Raw genomic sequence first — 15,445 nt, 5'->3', positions numbered from 1 at the left:
ACTATATCCGACATTTCTTTCGTAAAATATATCGAAACAGGGATAAAGACCCACTACTCTCTAGCTCCTAAAAAAAACATTCCTTTCCAACCATAGTTGAATGTTGCCTTTCCTTGCACAGCAAAAAGGCCGGCCCGACAGTCGAAATGACCGGGGGCCAGCCCTAATTCCCTAAAGAAAGACTTCGTTAAATGGCGAGGAGATTGACCGTCTCCAGAACAGCGTCTATGACATCCTGAACGTCCCGATCCGTCATGCCGGGGAATATGGGAAGCGAGAGCGCTTCGGAATAATAGGCTTCCGCATGGGAACATACAGTCGTCTCATAGCCGATGGATTGATAGTAAGGCTGTTGATAGACCGGAATGTAATGCACATGAACTCCGATATTCAGCGACCGGAGAATGTCGAATGCGCGGTCCCGGCCGCCTGGCAGTATGTCCTTCTTCCATCTAAGGACGTACAGATGCCAGCTGGAATTCGTATCGGGATGTTGATACGGTACTTGCAGGCCTGGTACTCCGGCCAAAGCGCCTGTATATGCGGCTGCGATCTCGCGCCTTCTCGCAACAAAGGTGTCCAGCTTCTTCAACTGGGAAGAACCTAGCGCCGCTTGCAGATCGGTTATCCGGTAATTGTAGCCCAACGACTGCATCTCATAGTACCAAGGACCGTCATTGCGAAGAAGCTGGCCGGGATCTCGGGTTATTCCATGACTGCGGAAGGCTCGAAGACGATCGGCGTACTCCGCGCTGTCCGTCACGATAATTCCGCCTTCGCCGGTAGTAATATGCTTGACCGGGTGAAAGCTGAACATGGTCATATCGGCCAAGGAGCCCGTTCTTCGTCCGCCATACTCGGCGCCCAAGGAGTGAGCGGCATCCTCGATGACGACCAGTCCATGGTCCCGTGCGATTGCAGAGAACGCATCCATCTCTGCCGGCTGCCCGCTAAAGTCGACAGGGATAATAGCTTTGGTTTTGTCCGTTATTTGTTCAAGTACGGCTTGCGGATCTAAATTGTACGTATCCGGACGAATATCCGCGAATACCGGCTTGCCTCCGCAATAGAGCACGCAATTGCTGCTCGCAACAAAAGTCAGCGGCGACGTAATGACCTCGTCCCCTTGCCCTATTCCGGCGGCATAGCACGCTCCGTGCAACGCCGCCGTCCCGTTAGCGAATGCGACGGCATGCTTGGCTCCGGAATAGTCCGCAATATCCCTTTCAAAACGTTCGATAGCCGGTCCCTGCGTAAGCCAGGCGCTTCTCAATATGTCGACTACTGCCGCAACATCATCGTCATCAATCTGCTGGCAGCCATACGGCAGCATCTTTTCCCGCATTTCCGATCCTCCTAAGGCAAAGCTATCAAATCCGACTTGCTGATCCATTCCTCCGTGCGGCGAACCCCTTCTTCAAGCGTAACCTCGGCCTTCCAGCCCAGCAGCTTTCCGGCTTTATCCGAATTGCAAAGCAGCTTCTGGATTTCGCTCTGAGGGTGAATATGCTCCACGTGACGAATGCGATCCTCATCTCCCACGATCAGCTTCGCCAGATCGTTCACGGAAATATCTCTTCCGAGCCCCGCGTTGACGATCTCGCCGTTGACGGCATTGGAATAGCCGGCTTCGACGACAAAACGAGCGCAATCTTCGACATAGAGAAGATCTCTCGTCTGAGTTCCTTCCCCGTAAATATTCAGCGTCTTGCCGGCCAGCTTATTTTTCAAGAAGATAGCGACGACGCCGCCTTCCCCTCCGGTTTTCTGGTAAGGACCATACGTGTTGAACGGCCTAATAACGACCGTAGGAAGCCCATACGCGTAGTAATACGACAGCACCATATTTTCTGCGCCGATTTTCGCACCGGCATACGGAGAGGCCGGTTTCGTCGGATGGCTTTCGGTGATACCCGTCTCGTCCGTGCATCGGTCATAGACCATGCAAGTGCTCATAAACACCATCTTTACGCCATGCTTCCGGCATTGCTCCAAGACGAAAAACGTGCCGAGAGTGTCGTTATTGAACGTAGTCGTCGGATCGTCAATGCTGTCTTGCACGTTGATGCTGGCTCCAAGATGATAGCAAATATCGAAGCCCTGTTCGAACAACCCGCTCAACGCCGCTTCGTCCTTGATATCCCCATGAACAAATTGCCGTAAGCCCGGATGGGATTTGAATTCCTCGATGTTGCTTTCCTCGCCGTTCGATAGATCGTCCAATATCCAGACCTGGTGACCGTCCTTCAATAAGCGATCGACTACCCAACGACCGATAAATCCTGCACCGCCGGTTACTAATACGTTCATCATGATCATCCCTTTAATCCAAAATGAAATCCAATGTGACGGCCGATCCGCGCGAAACATCCTTCTTGACCTTCTTGCCGAGAACCATCTCCAAATATTTCGGAGGAAGCCCGAAGCCCGGGCGGATAACCCGCAAATTGTCGGCAGTGAACACATCCCCGGCCTTCATATCTTTAACGACGTACAACGAGCGACGGAACTTCAGCGAGCTTTTCTCCCGTTCGCTAGCTCCGTAGGAAATGGTGCCGAGTCCCTGCCAAGCGCGTTCCGTTTCTTCCACGAGATGACGCATTTCCACAGGCTCCAACGAAAACTCGGCATCCACGCCGCCGTCTGCCCGATTCAGCGTAAAGTGTTTTTCAATAACCGTGGCTCCAAGCGCAACGCTGGCAACGGCAACTCCGATCCCTAACGTGTGGTCGGAGAGCCCCACTTGCACGTCGAACAATTGCTGCATATGAGGAATCGTTCGAAGATTCGAATTTTCGGGAGAGGCGGGATAAGAGCTTGTGCATTTAAGCAGCACCAAGTCTTGGCAGCCTGCTGCCCTTACGGTTTGGACAAGCTCGTCCATTTCGGCCACGCTCGCCATTCCGGTCGAAACAATCATCGGCTTGCCTGTTGAAGCAACCTTGCGCAGCAAGGCCACATCGGTGTTTTCAAAAGAAGCGATCTTATAGCATGCCACATTGAGCGATTCCAGAAAATCGACAGCCGTCTCGTCGAAAGGCGTGCTGAATCCAATCATACCCAATTCCGTACACTTGTCGAATATCGCTTTGTGCCATTCCCATGGGGTATGCGCCTGTTCATACAGAGCATACAAGGTTTGCCCTTTCCACAGACTGCCTTCATCCTCGATATAAAAGTCGGCTTTGTCCGACTCGATCGTCATCGTATCGGCCGTATACGTTTGAATTTTTAAGGCATGAGCGCCGCTGCGGGCAGCTTCTTCCACGATTTCGAGCGCCCGTTCCAAGGATTGATTATGATTGCCCGACATCTCGGCTATTATAAAGGGCGGATGATCCGGCCCAACCATTCGTTGCCCGATACGGATTTCAGACGTATGCATGATGCACCTCTCCACTATTTCATTCCGGTATTCGAGTCATACCCTCTTGTTGCGCCGCCCAGTCCTCCGAGAAGATGGAATACAGCACAACATCCTCAAACTTGCCATTTTTCCAGACATGTCGCGACAGGCAGCCTTCTTGTAAAAAACCGAGTCTTTCGTGCAACCGAACGCTCGGCACATTAAAGGCAAGCACCTCGGCACAAATCTTGCGAATGCCCAAATGACCGAATGCCGTCGATAACCCGAGAGCTCCCATGATCGTTCCGCTTCCGCGCGGAGCGGTCGTCTCCCCTAAATAAAGTCCCCACTCGCATTTCTTATTCGTGCCGTCGATATTCCTGAAATAAACGACCCCTATCGGCTTATTCCCTAACTCAACTACATAGTAACGGTGCGCGGGATTGGTCTGCAGTCGGCAAAACCAAGCATAATGGCTGTCCCATTCTATCCTTTCATCCGAGAAGCTGTTAGCGCGAACCCGTTCCGAATTTCTCCACTGCAGAACCATTCGCAAATCCGATTCCAGCAAGGGGCGAATGGAATAATCGTTGTATGGCACCATTGGTCGTCCCTCGAATTCACCTTGTCGTTTCCCATTATTTCATAAGCAAGCCGGCTACATACTCGGCCCCGCCCGACTCCGCGGCCGGCATTAATTCCAAAGCTTTGCGGCTCATGCCCGACACTTCCTCCAAGCGACTTAACAAGACCAGCAGCGCGTCGAAAATAGTTTGAGCCGAAACCTGTTCAAAATGCCCCAGATAGATGAGGGCCCCTGCCCGGGATACGGCTTCCGTCACCTCGACCTGATTGGCCGCCGTTGTAACGACAAGAGCCGGCAACCCCAAATAGCACCGTTCCCAAGTTGCGGAGCCGCCCGCCCCTATAGCCAAGTCGGCTTTGGCCATCAATTCGGACATATAATCGATCTGACAATGAAAATGCACGTTCGCCATCTGCGAGCAGAGAGCTTCGATATGCTGCCTTCGATTGTTCGAGCCTCCAACGACAACGTCGACAAGTATATCCGATTGCTGAAGCCGCTTAATGGCTTTCAATGCTTTTTCCGTTTCGTTCGTCGGATCGCTGCCGCCGAAAAATACAAGTATTCTTCGGACGGAGCCGCTTCTCGTCCTCGCATTCTTTCGAGCGTTCTGAAATTCCTCGCGCAACAGTGCATAACGAGGACCTAGTAATTGCAAGCATGATTCGGGAATGAGGGAACGATATCGCCCTTCCATATTCGCATATAGATTCTGATCGAGCAAGACGTCGCAGCTATGAACGCGATTGGCCAAATCGTCGATCACCATCGTCCGGTTTGCGAGCTTGCGCGTTCGCTCTTCCCATCGGCTGTCGATTGCGTAATGATCCACGATCAACCAATCGACAGAGCTTCGATTCCGCGACATAATGTCCGACGTTTGATCGGCGTCACGCGACCATGAATCGCCTAACCAGCTTTCGTACCCCTGCTGCGAGCTCTCATCAATCTCCGATCTTTGAACGGCGTCCAGCCTTTGCACGGCAAAGCCTTGATGCTGGATGTAGTCGCACAGATGCCCGGGATGCTCCCGGCATACAAATTGCACGAACGCCCCGTTCTTCCGCAAGCTTGCGGCCAGCGTCAAGCATCTCATAACGTGTCCGATACCGATTCGAACGGACGCGTCGGTCCGAATGACTACCTGCAATTCATCAAACCCTTTCTAGAAAGCAACGGAAAGAAAAACCCCTTGGAAGGGGCCGAGACATCATATTTTTTTGTCGATAATGATGCCTATATTTTCGTAAAAGCTGGCTACGATGTCCATCATTTTTTTGGAGGGAATTTCTTTGATGACTTCATTGGTTACGTTGTCAACAAGCTGAACGTAATATTCGTTCAGCTTATCGTGCAAGACAAACTGAAGATGCGCATCTTTGGACTGCAGCCACGAGTTGAGATGATTGAGCTCCTTTTTTAAATCGGCTTTGCCGTATGTAGGCTCCTGTTGTGCTTTGCCGCTCGGAGTTCCCTCCTGCCCGGACGGCTTTTTTTCAATGGTTTGTTGATCCCGAAACATAGAACTGTCGCCAACCGCTTGGATTTCCATCTTGTCATCTTCTCCATTCCTAGTAAGTTCTACTTCTTGCTATCAAGGTATGCCCCATAAGGCATCTGATTCAAATAGGAGTTATACTGGCCGGACAAGTTGCGGATATTTTGTGCTTCCATTCGTTTGGCATCCAGTTTTTTGAGCAGCTCTTCACCCAAATTTCGCAGTTCCGTTTCCTTCACTTGCCACAACTCGTATAATGGTCGATAAGTCTCGACTTCCGCGGGTGAAAGGGAGGCCAGCTCTTTGCGCAGCTCTTTGAGCAGAGACTCCCTCTCTTCGTATAACCGATCTAGCTCATCGACCTCGTCGGCCTGCGGGGAAGGACGAAGAAATTCAAGCACGTCTTCCGTCTTCTCGTTTAATTGCTGGAACAGCGCCTTAATAGCAATCATGGGGCGTCTCCTATTGCTTTTGACTTCGAGCCAGAACCATAGCCTGCTTCCAAGTATCCCTGAATTCCGAGAGAAAGCCTTCAACCTCGTCCAACACCGCGATTTCTTTCGAGACATTGGCTTCGATAAGTCTTCTCTTCAAATAATCGTAAAGCGCCAGCAATTGTTCGGATATCGGATATTTCCTATCGAGGGTTATGATCAGCTCATCCACGATATCCTGTACGCGAGTATTGTAATGATGCGCATGATTCAGATCCTTCTTCTCAATGGCTTGCTTCGCGCGTTTCACGAACATGATGGCCCCGTTATAAAGCATAAGCGTCAGGTCTTCCGGAGGGGCGGTCTCTACTTGGTTATGTTTGTAGCTGTTAACTGCCGGTTGAAGCATAAGAACCCTCCATTAATTCGACTGGAACATGTTTGAAAGATAAGAACCTTGTTTATTCAGCTTTTCCAACGAAGATTGCATTTTGGAAAATTGACTGTACAGCTTTTGCTCATAGTCGGACATGCTGGATTCCGCTACGCTGATTCTTTTGGCATAATCGTCCAGCTGCAAGTTCAAATAACTTCTTGACGGTACGATTTGCGTTTTTTGCGTAAGACCGCTTATGACCTCGCTCTTCAGACTCTCGTACAACCGTACGCCGATTCCGGCATCGGCTCCCCCGTTCTTCAACTTATTGTTGGCGTCGCGGGTACCGTCTTTGGTAAACAGCTCCATAACCTGTTCCGGAGCGTTCGTCAGCGCGTTGCGAAGCTTGTCTTCATCGATATATATTTTTCCTTGCTCCGTATAAGCGAGCAGGTTGCCGTTCGGAGGCGCCGTCGTAATGCCGATATCGGCCAACGACTTGTATTGTCCCGCCGTCAGTCCGGAAACGTTGTTGGACAGATCGAGCCTCATCTTGTTCAACCCGGAGCTGAGAATGCTGTCGTTCCGCAGAAGGCCGGATTGAGCCTTCTGATTCCACATCGTGATGTCCGCTTCCTTCATAACCTCTTTCTGAGAGTCCGTAAGCGGAGAAAAATCCCGGTATTTGGTTTCGCTCAGCTTTCCGTTCGTCTTCTCGATCAAGGCGTTGTACTTTTCGAAAACTCCCTTGATCGTGGAGATGACGGATTCCACATCTATGTTATTGGAAGCGCTGATCGTATAAGGAGTAACGCCCGGATCGGTCAACAGCGTAAAGTTAATGTTGTTCATCGTGAACGTATTGGAGCCGACGTGAACGTCCCCCGTGCCGTTGAAATCTACAATGGCATCCTGACCTTGAATGGCGGTCGTGTCGTTGGCGCCGTCGGCGGCGATTTTAAGCTTGGTGAACAGCATATTCGTGTTGCCTTGGTCGATAATCTGCACAGTTGACGCCTCGCCTGTCTGGGAACTGACGAGAGAAAACCGGTCGGACAGCTTGTCGTAGACCGCCTTAACGCCGGTAGAGGAAGACTGCGCATTAATTTTGGAGACGACCTGAGTTACGCTGTCTCCGCTTAATATCGAGATGTCCTTCGAGCCGGCCGCTCCAGCTATCGTGAGGGTCGTATCCACGCCAAGCGCTTGAGCCGGATTGGAAGCCAGCCCGGTAGCCGCGCTGCTTGTGAGCGACGCCGCCTTCGCCAGTTGGGTTACCTTCAAGGTCATATTGCCGGTAAAGGCGCCGCTCGTCGGCGAAACCTTCACTTTGTCAGCATCGGCTGCCGACATCGCCGCCTTCTTCGTCATAAAGCTGGACTGCAACGTCAGCTTCTGCGCTTCCTTCATAAAATTCGTCATTTCGGTGTTCATGTCGCGATAAGCATCGCGCTGCCACCCTAAGTAAGTCATCTTTTGTTTCATTTGATCGATAGGAACTCGTTTCGCCTGAACCATCTGACTTACCAACGTATCAATGTCCAATCCGGAAGAACCTAAACCGTTTACTCGAATAGTCATGAGCGCTCACCTCTTCATCGATTTTTCAACATAATATATATATCGGCAGAGGACAGGATTCGCTTTACTATTTCTGTTGAATGTGAGAATTAATCGAAGCCCAATCGGAGTTAAGACTCATCAGCTCTGCCGCATCCCGCCATGTAAACAAGCGGCCGGGCTCGTATAACGCTTCGTACAGCCGTCGTATGAGCTCCCAATCCTCCGGCGTGTCCAGTGTCCAACGGTAATCGGGTATCCCTTCATCTGACACTACGGAGCGGCACCGGAAGCGATCCTTGTTGCTATATAAATAAGGGGTAACGTGCTCCCGGTCGTGGGAGGTTTGGGCTTCGTTATGAGCTATGGCAAGCGACTCGAACGAAAACACCTCCGTGTCCAGCCCGCGAGGGAAGGTCCGCTCAAGAGTATTGCTGGCATAATCGCATGGCTCGCCTGCGGCGTACGCTTGCAGTACTCGGGAGGATACCTCCGGATCGATCAACGGACAATCGGAAGTAATTCTAATGACAGTATCCGCACGAGCCTCTGCAGCCGCCTCGTAATACCGCGACAAAACATCGGTCTCGCTCCCCCGATATAAGTTCACGCCCAGCCTCTTGGCCTCGCTTGCGATCGGATCGTCCTGAAGACCGGCCGTTGTGGCAATGACGATCTCCGTCACTTCCTTAACGCACTTAACTCTATCGATTACGTGAGCCAGCACGGTCTTATCCGCCAACGTCTTTAAGACCTTTCCCGGCAGCCTGGTCGATCCCATTCTGGCTTGAATGATAATAACGTTATTCATAGCGGCTCCCTCATACTAGCCTTTCCTCCGTAATCCACTTGCGCAGCGTATCCCGGTCGATAGGAAGCTCCCGATGGGAGCTGACCTCGCTGGACTGCATCAGACAGGCATCCGGGTAGCGATCGGATTGCGATTGTTCCTTGAATGGAGATGGAACGATATACATATCCGAGGTTTCCCATGCATGCAGCTTCTCTTCCTCGGTCATGAGTTCTTCGTACCTTTTCTCCCCCGGTCTTAGCCCTATCTCTCTTCGAACGATCTCGTCCGTTAGATTGTGCTTCTGACTGACTTCCTCAATTAAAACGTCAACGAGATCTGCGAGCAATATCGTCGGCATCTTCAAAACGAATACTTCTCCGCCCAGCGATATTTCATTCGCTTTAAGCATAAGCGTCACTGCCTGCGTAGCCGTCATCATATACCGCGTCATGCTCAAATCGGTTACCGTAACGGAACGATTCTCCAGGATTTGTTTGTAAAAGAGTGGAATAACCGACCCTCTCGATCCCATTACGTTGCCGAACCGCACGGCGGCAAAGGTAGTCTGCTTCGGCCCTTTTTGATACTCCGCAGAGGAGATGAGACGTTCGGCCATCAGCTTGGATGCGCCATATGTATTCGTAGGAGAAATTGCTTTATCCGTAGAGGTGAACAAAACCTTTTTGACCCCGTTTTGAATAGCTGCTTGAATCATATTCTGCGTGCCGATGATATTCGTCTGCACAGCTTCGAATGGATTATATTCGCAGAAGGGCACATGCTTCATCGCTGCTAAATGAAAGACATAGTCAATATTCTCCATAGCGCGAATAAGTCTCTGACCGTCCCGTACGTCTCCGATCAAAAACCGCAGCCGGGAGCTATGTTCGCTAAATACCCGTTGCATCTCGAACTGTTTGTATTCGTCACGGCTGAATATTCGGATAACCTGCGGATTATGAAGCAGCAAATGGCGGGTAAGCAATTGTCCCATCGTCCCCGTGCCGCCAATAATTAAAATCTTCTTTCCTTCGTAGTTCATGTTCTCCACTCCAAACTAAGTTGTAAATGAAGATCGCGCTTGTCGTTGGAAATATTCACGAGCCTCGGCTACATCATTCTTTCCTGTTAAGGCAACGAATTCCGCAAGCGAGACATGCGAAAATCCTTCGATATAGGCGCCGCCTTCCGTACCGTTGTAATAAGTCTCGTTGCTCTCCAGCGCTCGTTCCTCAAACCATTTTTTGTATATTTGTAAATTTCGGGGCGATCTGACCATCCCGCGACCATCGACTGCTTTTACGTACTCGCCCTTCGTGTGTTCTTCGAATTTTTGATAGAGTGGCGTGCCTGCCGCATGAGTACTGTTGTCGGTATAGGCCAGGTCTTGCCCAACTAGGCAGATCGGTTCAAATCTGAGTAGTTTCGAAAGCGAAAACAATGTCGTTGATACCGATCCCCCTGTCTTAACGAGAGGTTCTCCTCGAGCCGAGGCCATCTCTTCCGCGGAATCGAAACCTTCCTGGTACAAAATGAACTGGGGGCCTCGATACCGTTCAACGACTTCCGAATATAGGGTGCTTAAATAAAATAACGGAATATCCTCTTCCGTTTCCCATCCTTGCAGCTGATCTAGCATATTAGGCTGCGGATCGCTCATTACGACGAAATCGGGACGTATGCCATGGCTTAATAGCAACGAAACAACCGTGCCGACGGCTCCTAACAAAGCATACTTGGATGCGTCAGCCAACGAAGCTAGAGATTTGACCAATGACGGTCCTGCACTAATCAAGATTGCTGGCACGGCATGCATATCCTGAAATAGGGAGAGTGACGGATGCATGGTTCGAACATTTCGGTCAAAATTGGCCTGAAGCAAATCGCGATGAACAATCGCGCTATTTTTTTGCATCTGGTAATCGCGCAACACACGTTTTAAGGGCTCCAACTCCGGTGGAACGATGCGTAACGAAGGCTCGTGTACAATCACCAGCACTCGTTGCCCTTGCCATTCTTGTATTCGTTCCGAGAAAAGAAGCAATTCCTCAGTCACGACTGCCATAAGTCTCGGTTCTTCCAATAGCCCTTCAAATACGCCTTTACTTTCCATAAGAGAAAAGGCCGGAACGTTACTCTCCCAGACCTCAACAATAACATCGCTGCCATGAGTTTCCTTCAAGAGCGCCTTTACGTGATGCCCGCACCCCATGCCATAGATAACAATCCGTTCAGGTCTATCGTCTGCCCAATCCTTCAACTGGGCTGCGATGAATCTCTCGGCCTCGTTTACCGGGTCATACCGGCTATGCAAATAGAAAGGAACCCCTGCCGTTTCGGTAAACCCCGTCCACATTCCATTCCTGGCTTTTTCGAGCGATATTGTCGGTGATTGGCCGCTAACTGCGGCTCTATGGATAATGTGGTTCGCGTTGTTCAATGAAGGACTCCCTGCAGGGCGATTTCATAAGATTGGAGCAAGGGCTTCATTTCGTATTGCAGCAAATCGCATAGGGACACAAAATCCTGATGCTCAAGCGCCTCCCTCAATTGGTCGACGAGCGGTGCCAATCCATCCATCCGAACATTCGCCAACACTTCTTGGTCCAAACGCTGTATACCTTCAACGGCCGTAGCGAACCATGCGACACCCTCAAGGAAAGCAATCAGCATATCCGCCCAACTGCCATCGTGTTCCTGGATACAGTGTGCGATTTTCTCCGAAGCCTCCGTTAATTTGGGTACGTAATCATTCATGGTTTCCAGCGTCTCCGCAATTAACTCTTGCTGCATGTTCAGACTTCCTCCTCTAATTCCCAATCGGGAATTTCCCACTTCGTTTTGGTGTTCAGCATGAATTCATCGTCGTCGTAACCGAGCTCACGAGCCGATTCGCGAATTCCTTTCTCGTATACCTCGAACACTTGCTTCTTACCCGCAATGATTCTCGTTAACAGGAAGGATTGATTCTTTAATATGACCTGCAACCTGTCGATTGAAGATACGCGTGAAATCGGATTCATTTTGACATGGTAATTGGATACAAGGGGACGGAAGAAAAAGTTGCTCAACGGATCGCCTAAAATGTCTTTCAGCAAGCGCTCCACATTTCGCAGCACCCGTCCGGCTTTCATGTCCAGAAGCTGAATATTTCCGTCGGGGTTATCCGCCAGCTCGCCTTGCAATTGCTTTAACGAATCCAGCACCTCATCGGCAAACTGAATGATCCCCTCCATCACTCCCAGATGCTCGTTAAAGAAGTCCACCATACCCGCAAACGATTCCTTGATTTCATCGTCGGCCGGAATAGGCGACAGCTGAGAGAATAGCTCTGGGATGGTAACAATCGGATCGTTGCAATATTGCTCAACCACTTCTGCGAACGGCATTTTGACCGTGCCTGGAATATCGGCTCCGCCCTCTGTCGCGTTAATGACCAGCGAAGCAGGCATGACGCGAACAAGATGCTCCATCCAATGCAAGAACTGTCTCCACAGCTCTCTGGACTTCACCTTCCCGCCGTAATAGCCGTCCAAATAAACGGTTCTATTGAAAAAGTCTTTGTCCTCTTGCAAGCTGCTTTGGATCTGTTTGCGCTGAGCTACGCTTATATCCTCATCGGATTCATCCACGTAAAAACTATGTTTGCTATGCGTGACTCCATCATCCGAATAGGCCAGATCTTGTCCGATAAAGACAATAGGAGAGCACCCCAAGTATTGCGCCAACGAATAGTTCAAATGCGCGACGGAATTTCCATTATACAATGCGCCTAAATTTCCGAGCGCTTGGTTCATTTGGTGACTGTGTACAATATTTTCCTTGAACACGGGAACTACAAAAGAGTTCCAATGCCTTGGAATTCTTGCATCCATCAGCGTTAATCCCATTAGCGCGGTGTCTTCCGGAATTTCCACTCCTTTGACACTTAAATCGTAAGAGTTCGTACCCCGCTCCAAAATGCATACAATGTCGGGCGAAATGTCGTTTTTCAACAATACGCGGAACGCCGATTCGGCACAAATGATTAACGCCTTTCCTTTGACTGCTTTTAGCAACGGTATTTGCTTGTCGAGCGACGGGCCTGACGCAACGAGTATAGCCGGTTTGCCTTGGTACTTGTCCTTAAGCTCGGTTAAACGATTGGATTTCAATGAAATCGGAACGTTTTTTAGCTCGTTCGTCATCCCCATCAGCGTGTCTTCCAAGGAGTTGCCCATAGCCGTCATATGCGTGCGCAAGTGGTTGATCAGAGACTCCGTCATTTCAACGTAGAATTGACTGTCTCGTCTATAACTCGCGAAAGTGCGCAGCACCTCGGTTTGTAGGAAATAATATCCAATCATGGATGAGATGTATGTATTTAGGACGACCGAAATATCGCCCATTAATTCGGTCAGAATAATAATCCGTTGGAGCTTGCCTTGAAGATACGGGGACAAGTCGACTTCCTCTAAAAACTTTTTAACAAGAGCCGTATCTTTTTCTATAATTAAAACCCAAGCTGCTTCGGTTTTATTTTCGAGTATTTTTTTGACGATAGCGGACGATCCCATTCCCATCAAAATATAGCCTGTGTTGTCAAAATTCACGCCATCTAAAAATTGTTCAGCCTCATACTGAGGATTGTAGGCGCTTGCCGTATAAAACTCGTTCCCCTGCTCATCGGCCAATTTGAATACCACTTCATCGCCTACGTAGCCTGCCTCGATATGTCCGTAATCAACGTGCTCCATCATGTCGATCAGCCATTGATTATAATCGGTTAAAAATTGAATGTTGCTGCTGTAAGTTGTCATATCTATTCTCCCAAGCCAACAGATCCGGAAACAAGCAACACTCGTCCCAGTAGTTCGTACTTCAACAAATCGGCGACGATTAAAAAGTCTTTGTTTTCGACTGACACTAGAATCAACTGGAGCAACTGATTAATCTCGTCGAGCCTGGTACCCTCGACTCGATATTCGATCAGCAGTTCCGAAATCTGGGTAATGAAAAGCTCTAATTGACGCATGCCGTTGTTAATCTCATAGCGATAGAAAGAATAAACGATCTGTTCAACCGTTCTTTCAAACGTTTCGAATCTCGTATCCATAGCAACCACCTAAACCATTCCATTCGTCCGTAATTTTGAAAAAAAGCCAACCTTAAATTCGGTTGGCTTTTTTTCTTGAAATTGACTATCTTTGCTTAGCGAAGCAGTTGAAGAACGCCTTGCGGCAATTGGTTTGCTTGCGCCAGCATAGCTTGTGCAGCTTGGTTGAGGATGTTGTTTTTCGTGAAGTTCATCATTTCTTTCGCCATATCCACGTCGCGGATACGGGATTCAGCAGCCGTCAAGTTCTCAGACGACGTGTTGAGGTTGTTGATCGTGTGCTCCAGACGGTTTTGGTAAGCACCAAGGTTAGCGCGCTCGCTGGAAACTTTGTTGATTGCGCTGTTGATTGCTGCGATGATCGAACCGAACGCAGTGGAAGTGTTAGCGCTGAATTGGGAACCAAACGCGCTTACTCCGAGCGAGCTCGTGTCCATTTTGTTGATGGACAGTTGAATTTGTTGTCCGGAGTTTGCTCCAACTTGGAAGTTGATTGCGCTAGCGCCGCCGCCGCTGATCAAAAGTTTCTTCGTATTGAATTCCGTTTGGGAAGCAATACGGTTGATTTCTTTCGTCAGTTGCGTAACCTCTGCGCCCAACTTAGCGCGGTCAGCCGTCGTGTACGTGTCGTTGCTTGCTTGAACAGCCAGCTCACGCATACGTTGCAGGATGGAGTGAGTTTCGCTCAATGCACCCTCAGCCGTTTGGATCAGGGAGATACCGTCTTGCGCGTTACGGGAAGCTTGATCCAAGCCGCGGATTTGCGCGCGCATTTTTTCGGAGATTGCAAGACCAGCTGCATCATCGCCAGCGCGGTTGATCCGAAGACCGGAAGAGAGCTTCTCCATAGATTTGGACGTTGCGTTAGTGTTGATGCCCAGGTTTCTGTGCGTGTTCAGTGCTGGCAGGTTGTGATTGATAATCATTTGTGTTTCCTCCTTGAAATTTTAAATTTCCACTTCCATGTGGAGTAGGCTTCATGCCTTACACTCTATATCGGCATAATACGACAATCATTTTAGAGCTTTTTTTAATTTAACCTCTGCTATTTTTTGGGGTTCGGCAGCTTTTTTAATGTGCTGGTATCTATTTTTGCGCTAACGGCCGCTTTATTGCTCAATTGCACGGCATCGTACACTTCCTTGCGCAAAATGTGAACCTCTTGAGGCGCGTTAATCCCGATTTTCACTTGTTCGCCGTCAATAGAAGAGATAAGGATCTCAATATTGTTATTGATGATAATGGATTGGCCTTCTTTTCTAGTCAATATCAGCATAGCTACTCACCGCTTTTCTCGGGGATTTCTCTAAATAAAAGCTCGGAGGTTCCGTAATTCGACTTGGGCGGCAGCACCACTTGTCTGGCCTGTCCGTTCGTCAAATTGATAATTACAGGAGCAAGCAAGTTAACAGTAGACTGCGTGAAGGGCTCCTTGATCGTTACCAAATTGAACACCGCGACTTCTTCCTGCGACTTCAGTTCAAGTAAAGTTTTGTCTTTTTCCTCGATTTCAAACGTATAGTCGGGATGAAAAATAAACGGAGTGGCTACCAAGAAGCCGATGCTTTCATCCTGAAGACTTTGCATATAAGCATAAGGGCTGTCTTCTTCCACGGCGGTAATGGAAAACTCGTTCAGCTCTTCGAAGCCCAGCAAGCTTCCTTTAAATTGCACAACCCTTTCGTGCAGCAGCTGTATCATGAATCGACCCTCTCCTAAACACATAATGCTATAGCATCCGCTATAGCATTCGTTTT

General features: G+C 49.4%; 18 protein-coding genes. All 18 read right to left on the bottom strand.

What is annotated here, in order from left to right:
* Positions 1-187: 187 nt before the first annotated feature.
* The 18 genes from pseC to fliW all read right to left on the bottom strand — a co-directional run bounded on the left by pseC (position 188) and on the right by fliW (position 15,389).
* A complete protein-coding gene (gene pseC, locus D3H35_RS15065) occupies positions 188-1,345 on the bottom strand; it encodes a UDP-4-amino-4,6-dideoxy-N-acetyl-beta-L-altrosamine transaminase (protein ID WP_233567946.1) in 1,158 nt (385 codons plus the stop codon).
* A gap of 11 nt (positions 1,346-1,356) precedes the next feature.
* Positions 1,357-2,310, bottom strand: a complete 954-nt coding sequence (locus D3H35_RS15060) for a dTDP-glucose 4,6-dehydratase (protein ID WP_119151167.1) — start codon at positions 2,308-2,310, stop codon at positions 1,357-1,359.
* Between the two features lie 13 nt (positions 2,311-2,323).
* Complete coding sequence (gene pseI / locus D3H35_RS15055) at positions 2,324-3,385, bottom strand: pseudaminic acid synthase (protein WP_199728526.1); 1,062 nt, start codon at positions 3,383-3,385, stop codon at positions 2,324-2,326.
* Between the two features lie 19 nt (positions 3,386-3,404).
* Positions 3,405-3,950: a UDP-4-amino-4,6-dideoxy-N-acetyl-beta-L-altrosamine N-acetyltransferase gene (gene pseH, locus D3H35_RS15050; RefSeq protein ID WP_119150115.1), complete on the bottom strand. Its 546-nt coding sequence runs from the start codon at positions 3,948-3,950 to the stop codon at positions 3,405-3,407.
* Positions 3,951-3,984: 34 nt separating this feature from the next.
* The gene (gene pseG / locus D3H35_RS15045; protein WP_119150114.1) at positions 3,985-5,082 is read right to left on the bottom strand and encodes a UDP-2,4-diacetamido-2,4,6-trideoxy-beta-L-altropyranose hydrolase; all 1,098 of its coding nucleotides are present in this window, start codon (positions 5,080-5,082) and stop codon (positions 3,985-3,987) included.
* Positions 5,083-5,142: 60 nt separating this feature from the next.
* Entirely contained in the window at positions 5,143-5,484 is a 342-nt protein-coding gene (locus D3H35_RS15040) for a flagellar protein FlaG (RefSeq protein WP_119150113.1), read from the bottom strand.
* A 29-nt stretch (positions 5,485-5,513) separates the two neighbouring features.
* On the bottom strand, positions 5,514-5,882 hold the full coding sequence (locus tag D3H35_RS15035) for a hypothetical protein (RefSeq protein ID WP_119150112.1): 369 nt from the start codon (positions 5,880-5,882) through the stop codon (positions 5,514-5,516).
* Between the two features lie 10 nt (positions 5,883-5,892).
* Positions 5,893-6,273, bottom strand: a complete 381-nt coding sequence (gene fliS / locus D3H35_RS15030) for a flagellar export chaperone FliS (protein WP_119150111.1) — start codon at positions 6,271-6,273, stop codon at positions 5,893-5,895.
* Positions 6,274-6,285: 12 nt separating this feature from the next.
* Positions 6,286-7,821 (bottom strand): flagellar filament capping protein FliD, encoded by a 1,536-nt coding sequence (fliD, locus tag D3H35_RS15025; RefSeq protein ID WP_119150110.1) that lies wholly within the window; start codon positions 7,819-7,821, stop codon positions 6,286-6,288.
* A gap of 67 nt (positions 7,822-7,888) precedes the next feature.
* Positions 7,889-8,611, bottom strand: a complete 723-nt coding sequence (locus D3H35_RS15020; RefSeq protein WP_119150109.1) for a cytidylyltransferase domain-containing protein — start codon at positions 8,609-8,611, stop codon at positions 7,889-7,891.
* A gap of 10 nt (positions 8,612-8,621) precedes the next feature.
* Complete coding sequence (locus D3H35_RS15015; protein WP_119150108.1) at positions 8,622-9,635, bottom strand: polysaccharide biosynthesis protein; 1,014 nt, start codon at positions 9,633-9,635, stop codon at positions 8,622-8,624.
* Between the two features lie 15 nt (positions 9,636-9,650).
* Positions 9,651-11,033 (bottom strand): motility associated factor glycosyltransferase family protein, encoded by a 1,383-nt coding sequence (locus D3H35_RS15010; protein WP_119150107.1) that lies wholly within the window; start codon positions 11,031-11,033, stop codon positions 9,651-9,653.
* Positions 11,030-11,386: a hypothetical protein gene (locus D3H35_RS15005; protein WP_119150106.1), complete on the bottom strand. Its 357-nt coding sequence runs from the start codon at positions 11,384-11,386 to the stop codon at positions 11,030-11,032. Before D3H35_RS15005 ends, D3H35_RS15010 begins: the two co-directional genes overlap by 4 nt.
* Before the next feature lie 2 nt (positions 11,387-11,388).
* Positions 11,389-13,392 (bottom strand): motility associated factor glycosyltransferase family protein, encoded by a 2,004-nt coding sequence (locus D3H35_RS15000; RefSeq protein ID WP_119150105.1) that lies wholly within the window; start codon positions 13,390-13,392, stop codon positions 11,389-11,391.
* A 2-nt stretch (positions 13,393-13,394) separates the two neighbouring features.
* Positions 13,395-13,688 (bottom strand): hypothetical protein, encoded by a 294-nt coding sequence (locus D3H35_RS14995; protein WP_119150104.1) that lies wholly within the window; start codon positions 13,686-13,688, stop codon positions 13,395-13,397.
* A 95-nt stretch (positions 13,689-13,783) separates the two neighbouring features.
* Complete coding sequence (gene hag / locus D3H35_RS14990) at positions 13,784-14,614, bottom strand: flagellin Hag (protein ID WP_119150103.1); 831 nt, start codon at positions 14,612-14,614, stop codon at positions 13,784-13,786.
* Positions 14,615-14,733: 119 nt separating this feature from the next.
* Entirely contained in the window at positions 14,734-14,964 is a 231-nt protein-coding gene (csrA, locus tag D3H35_RS14985) for a carbon storage regulator CsrA (RefSeq protein WP_119150102.1), read from the bottom strand.
* 2 nt (positions 14,965-14,966) lie between these two features.
* Positions 14,967-15,389 carry a flagellar assembly protein FliW gene (gene fliW / locus D3H35_RS14980; protein WP_158594126.1) on the bottom strand — a complete coding sequence of 141 codons (423 nt, stop codon included), beginning with the start codon at positions 15,387-15,389 and terminating at the stop codon, positions 14,967-14,969.
* Positions 15,390-15,445 lie beyond the last annotated feature (56 nt).

The organism is Cohnella faecalis, from assembly GCF_003570905.1.
Classification (GTDB): domain Bacteria; phylum Bacillota; class Bacilli; order Paenibacillales; family Paenibacillaceae; genus Cohnella; species Cohnella faecalis.
Note: the sequence above shows the minus strand (reverse complement) of the source record. Positions and strands in the feature narration are given on the sequence as shown.

Bases quoted from the DNA above. Each gene is read 5' to 3' on its own strand.
- D3H35_RS15060 (WP_119151167.1), bottom strand. From the start codon at position 2,310: ATGAACGTATTAGTAACCGGCGGTGCAGGATTTATCGGTCGTTGGGTA.
- D3H35_RS15000 (WP_119150105.1), bottom strand. From the start codon at position 13,392: ATGACAACTTACAGCAGCAACATTCAATTTTTAACCGATTATAATCAA.
- D3H35_RS15035 (WP_119150112.1), bottom strand. From the start codon at position 5,882: ATGATTGCTATTAAGGCGCTGTTCCAGCAATTAAACGAGAAGACGGAA.
- D3H35_RS15040 (WP_119150113.1), bottom strand. From the start codon at position 5,484: ATGGAAATCCAAGCGGTTGGCGACAGTTCTATGTTTCGGGATCAACAA.
- pseH (WP_119150115.1), bottom strand. From the start codon at position 3,950: ATGGTGCCATACAACGATTATTCCATTCGCCCCTTGCTGGAATCGGAT.
- fliW (WP_158594126.1), bottom strand. From the start codon at position 15,389: ATGATACAGCTGCTGCACGAAAGGGTTGTGCAATTTAAAGGAAGCTTG.
- pseI (WP_199728526.1), bottom strand. From the start codon at position 3,385: ATGCATACGTCTGAAATCCGTATCGGGCAACGAATGGTTGGGCCGGAT.
- D3H35_RS15005 (WP_119150106.1), bottom strand. From the start codon at position 11,386: ATGCAGCAAGAGTTAATTGCGGAGACGCTGGAAACCATGAATGATTAC.
- fliS (WP_119150111.1), bottom strand. From the start codon at position 6,273: ATGCTTCAACCGGCAGTTAACAGCTACAAACATAACCAAGTAGAGACC.
- fliD (WP_119150110.1), bottom strand. From the start codon at position 7,821: ATGACTATTCGAGTAAACGGTTTAGGTTCTTCCGGATTGGACATTGAT.
- pseC (WP_233567946.1), bottom strand. From the start codon at position 1,345: ATGCGGGAAAAGATGCTGCCGTATGGCTGCCAGCAGATTGATGACGAT.
- csrA (WP_119150102.1), bottom strand. From the start codon at position 14,964: ATGCTGATATTGACTAGAAAAGAAGGCCAATCCATTATCATCAATAAC.
- D3H35_RS14995 (WP_119150104.1), bottom strand. From the start codon at position 13,688: ATGGATACGAGATTCGAAACGTTTGAAAGAACGGTTGAACAGATCGTT.
- D3H35_RS15015 (WP_119150108.1), bottom strand. From the start codon at position 9,635: ATGAACTACGAAGGAAAGAAGATTTTAATTATTGGCGGCACGGGGACG.
- hag (WP_119150103.1), bottom strand. From the start codon at position 14,614: ATGATTATCAATCACAACCTGCCAGCACTGAACACGCACAGAAACCTG.
- D3H35_RS15020 (WP_119150109.1), bottom strand. From the start codon at position 8,611: ATGAATAACGTTATTATCATTCAAGCCAGAATGGGATCGACCAGGCTG.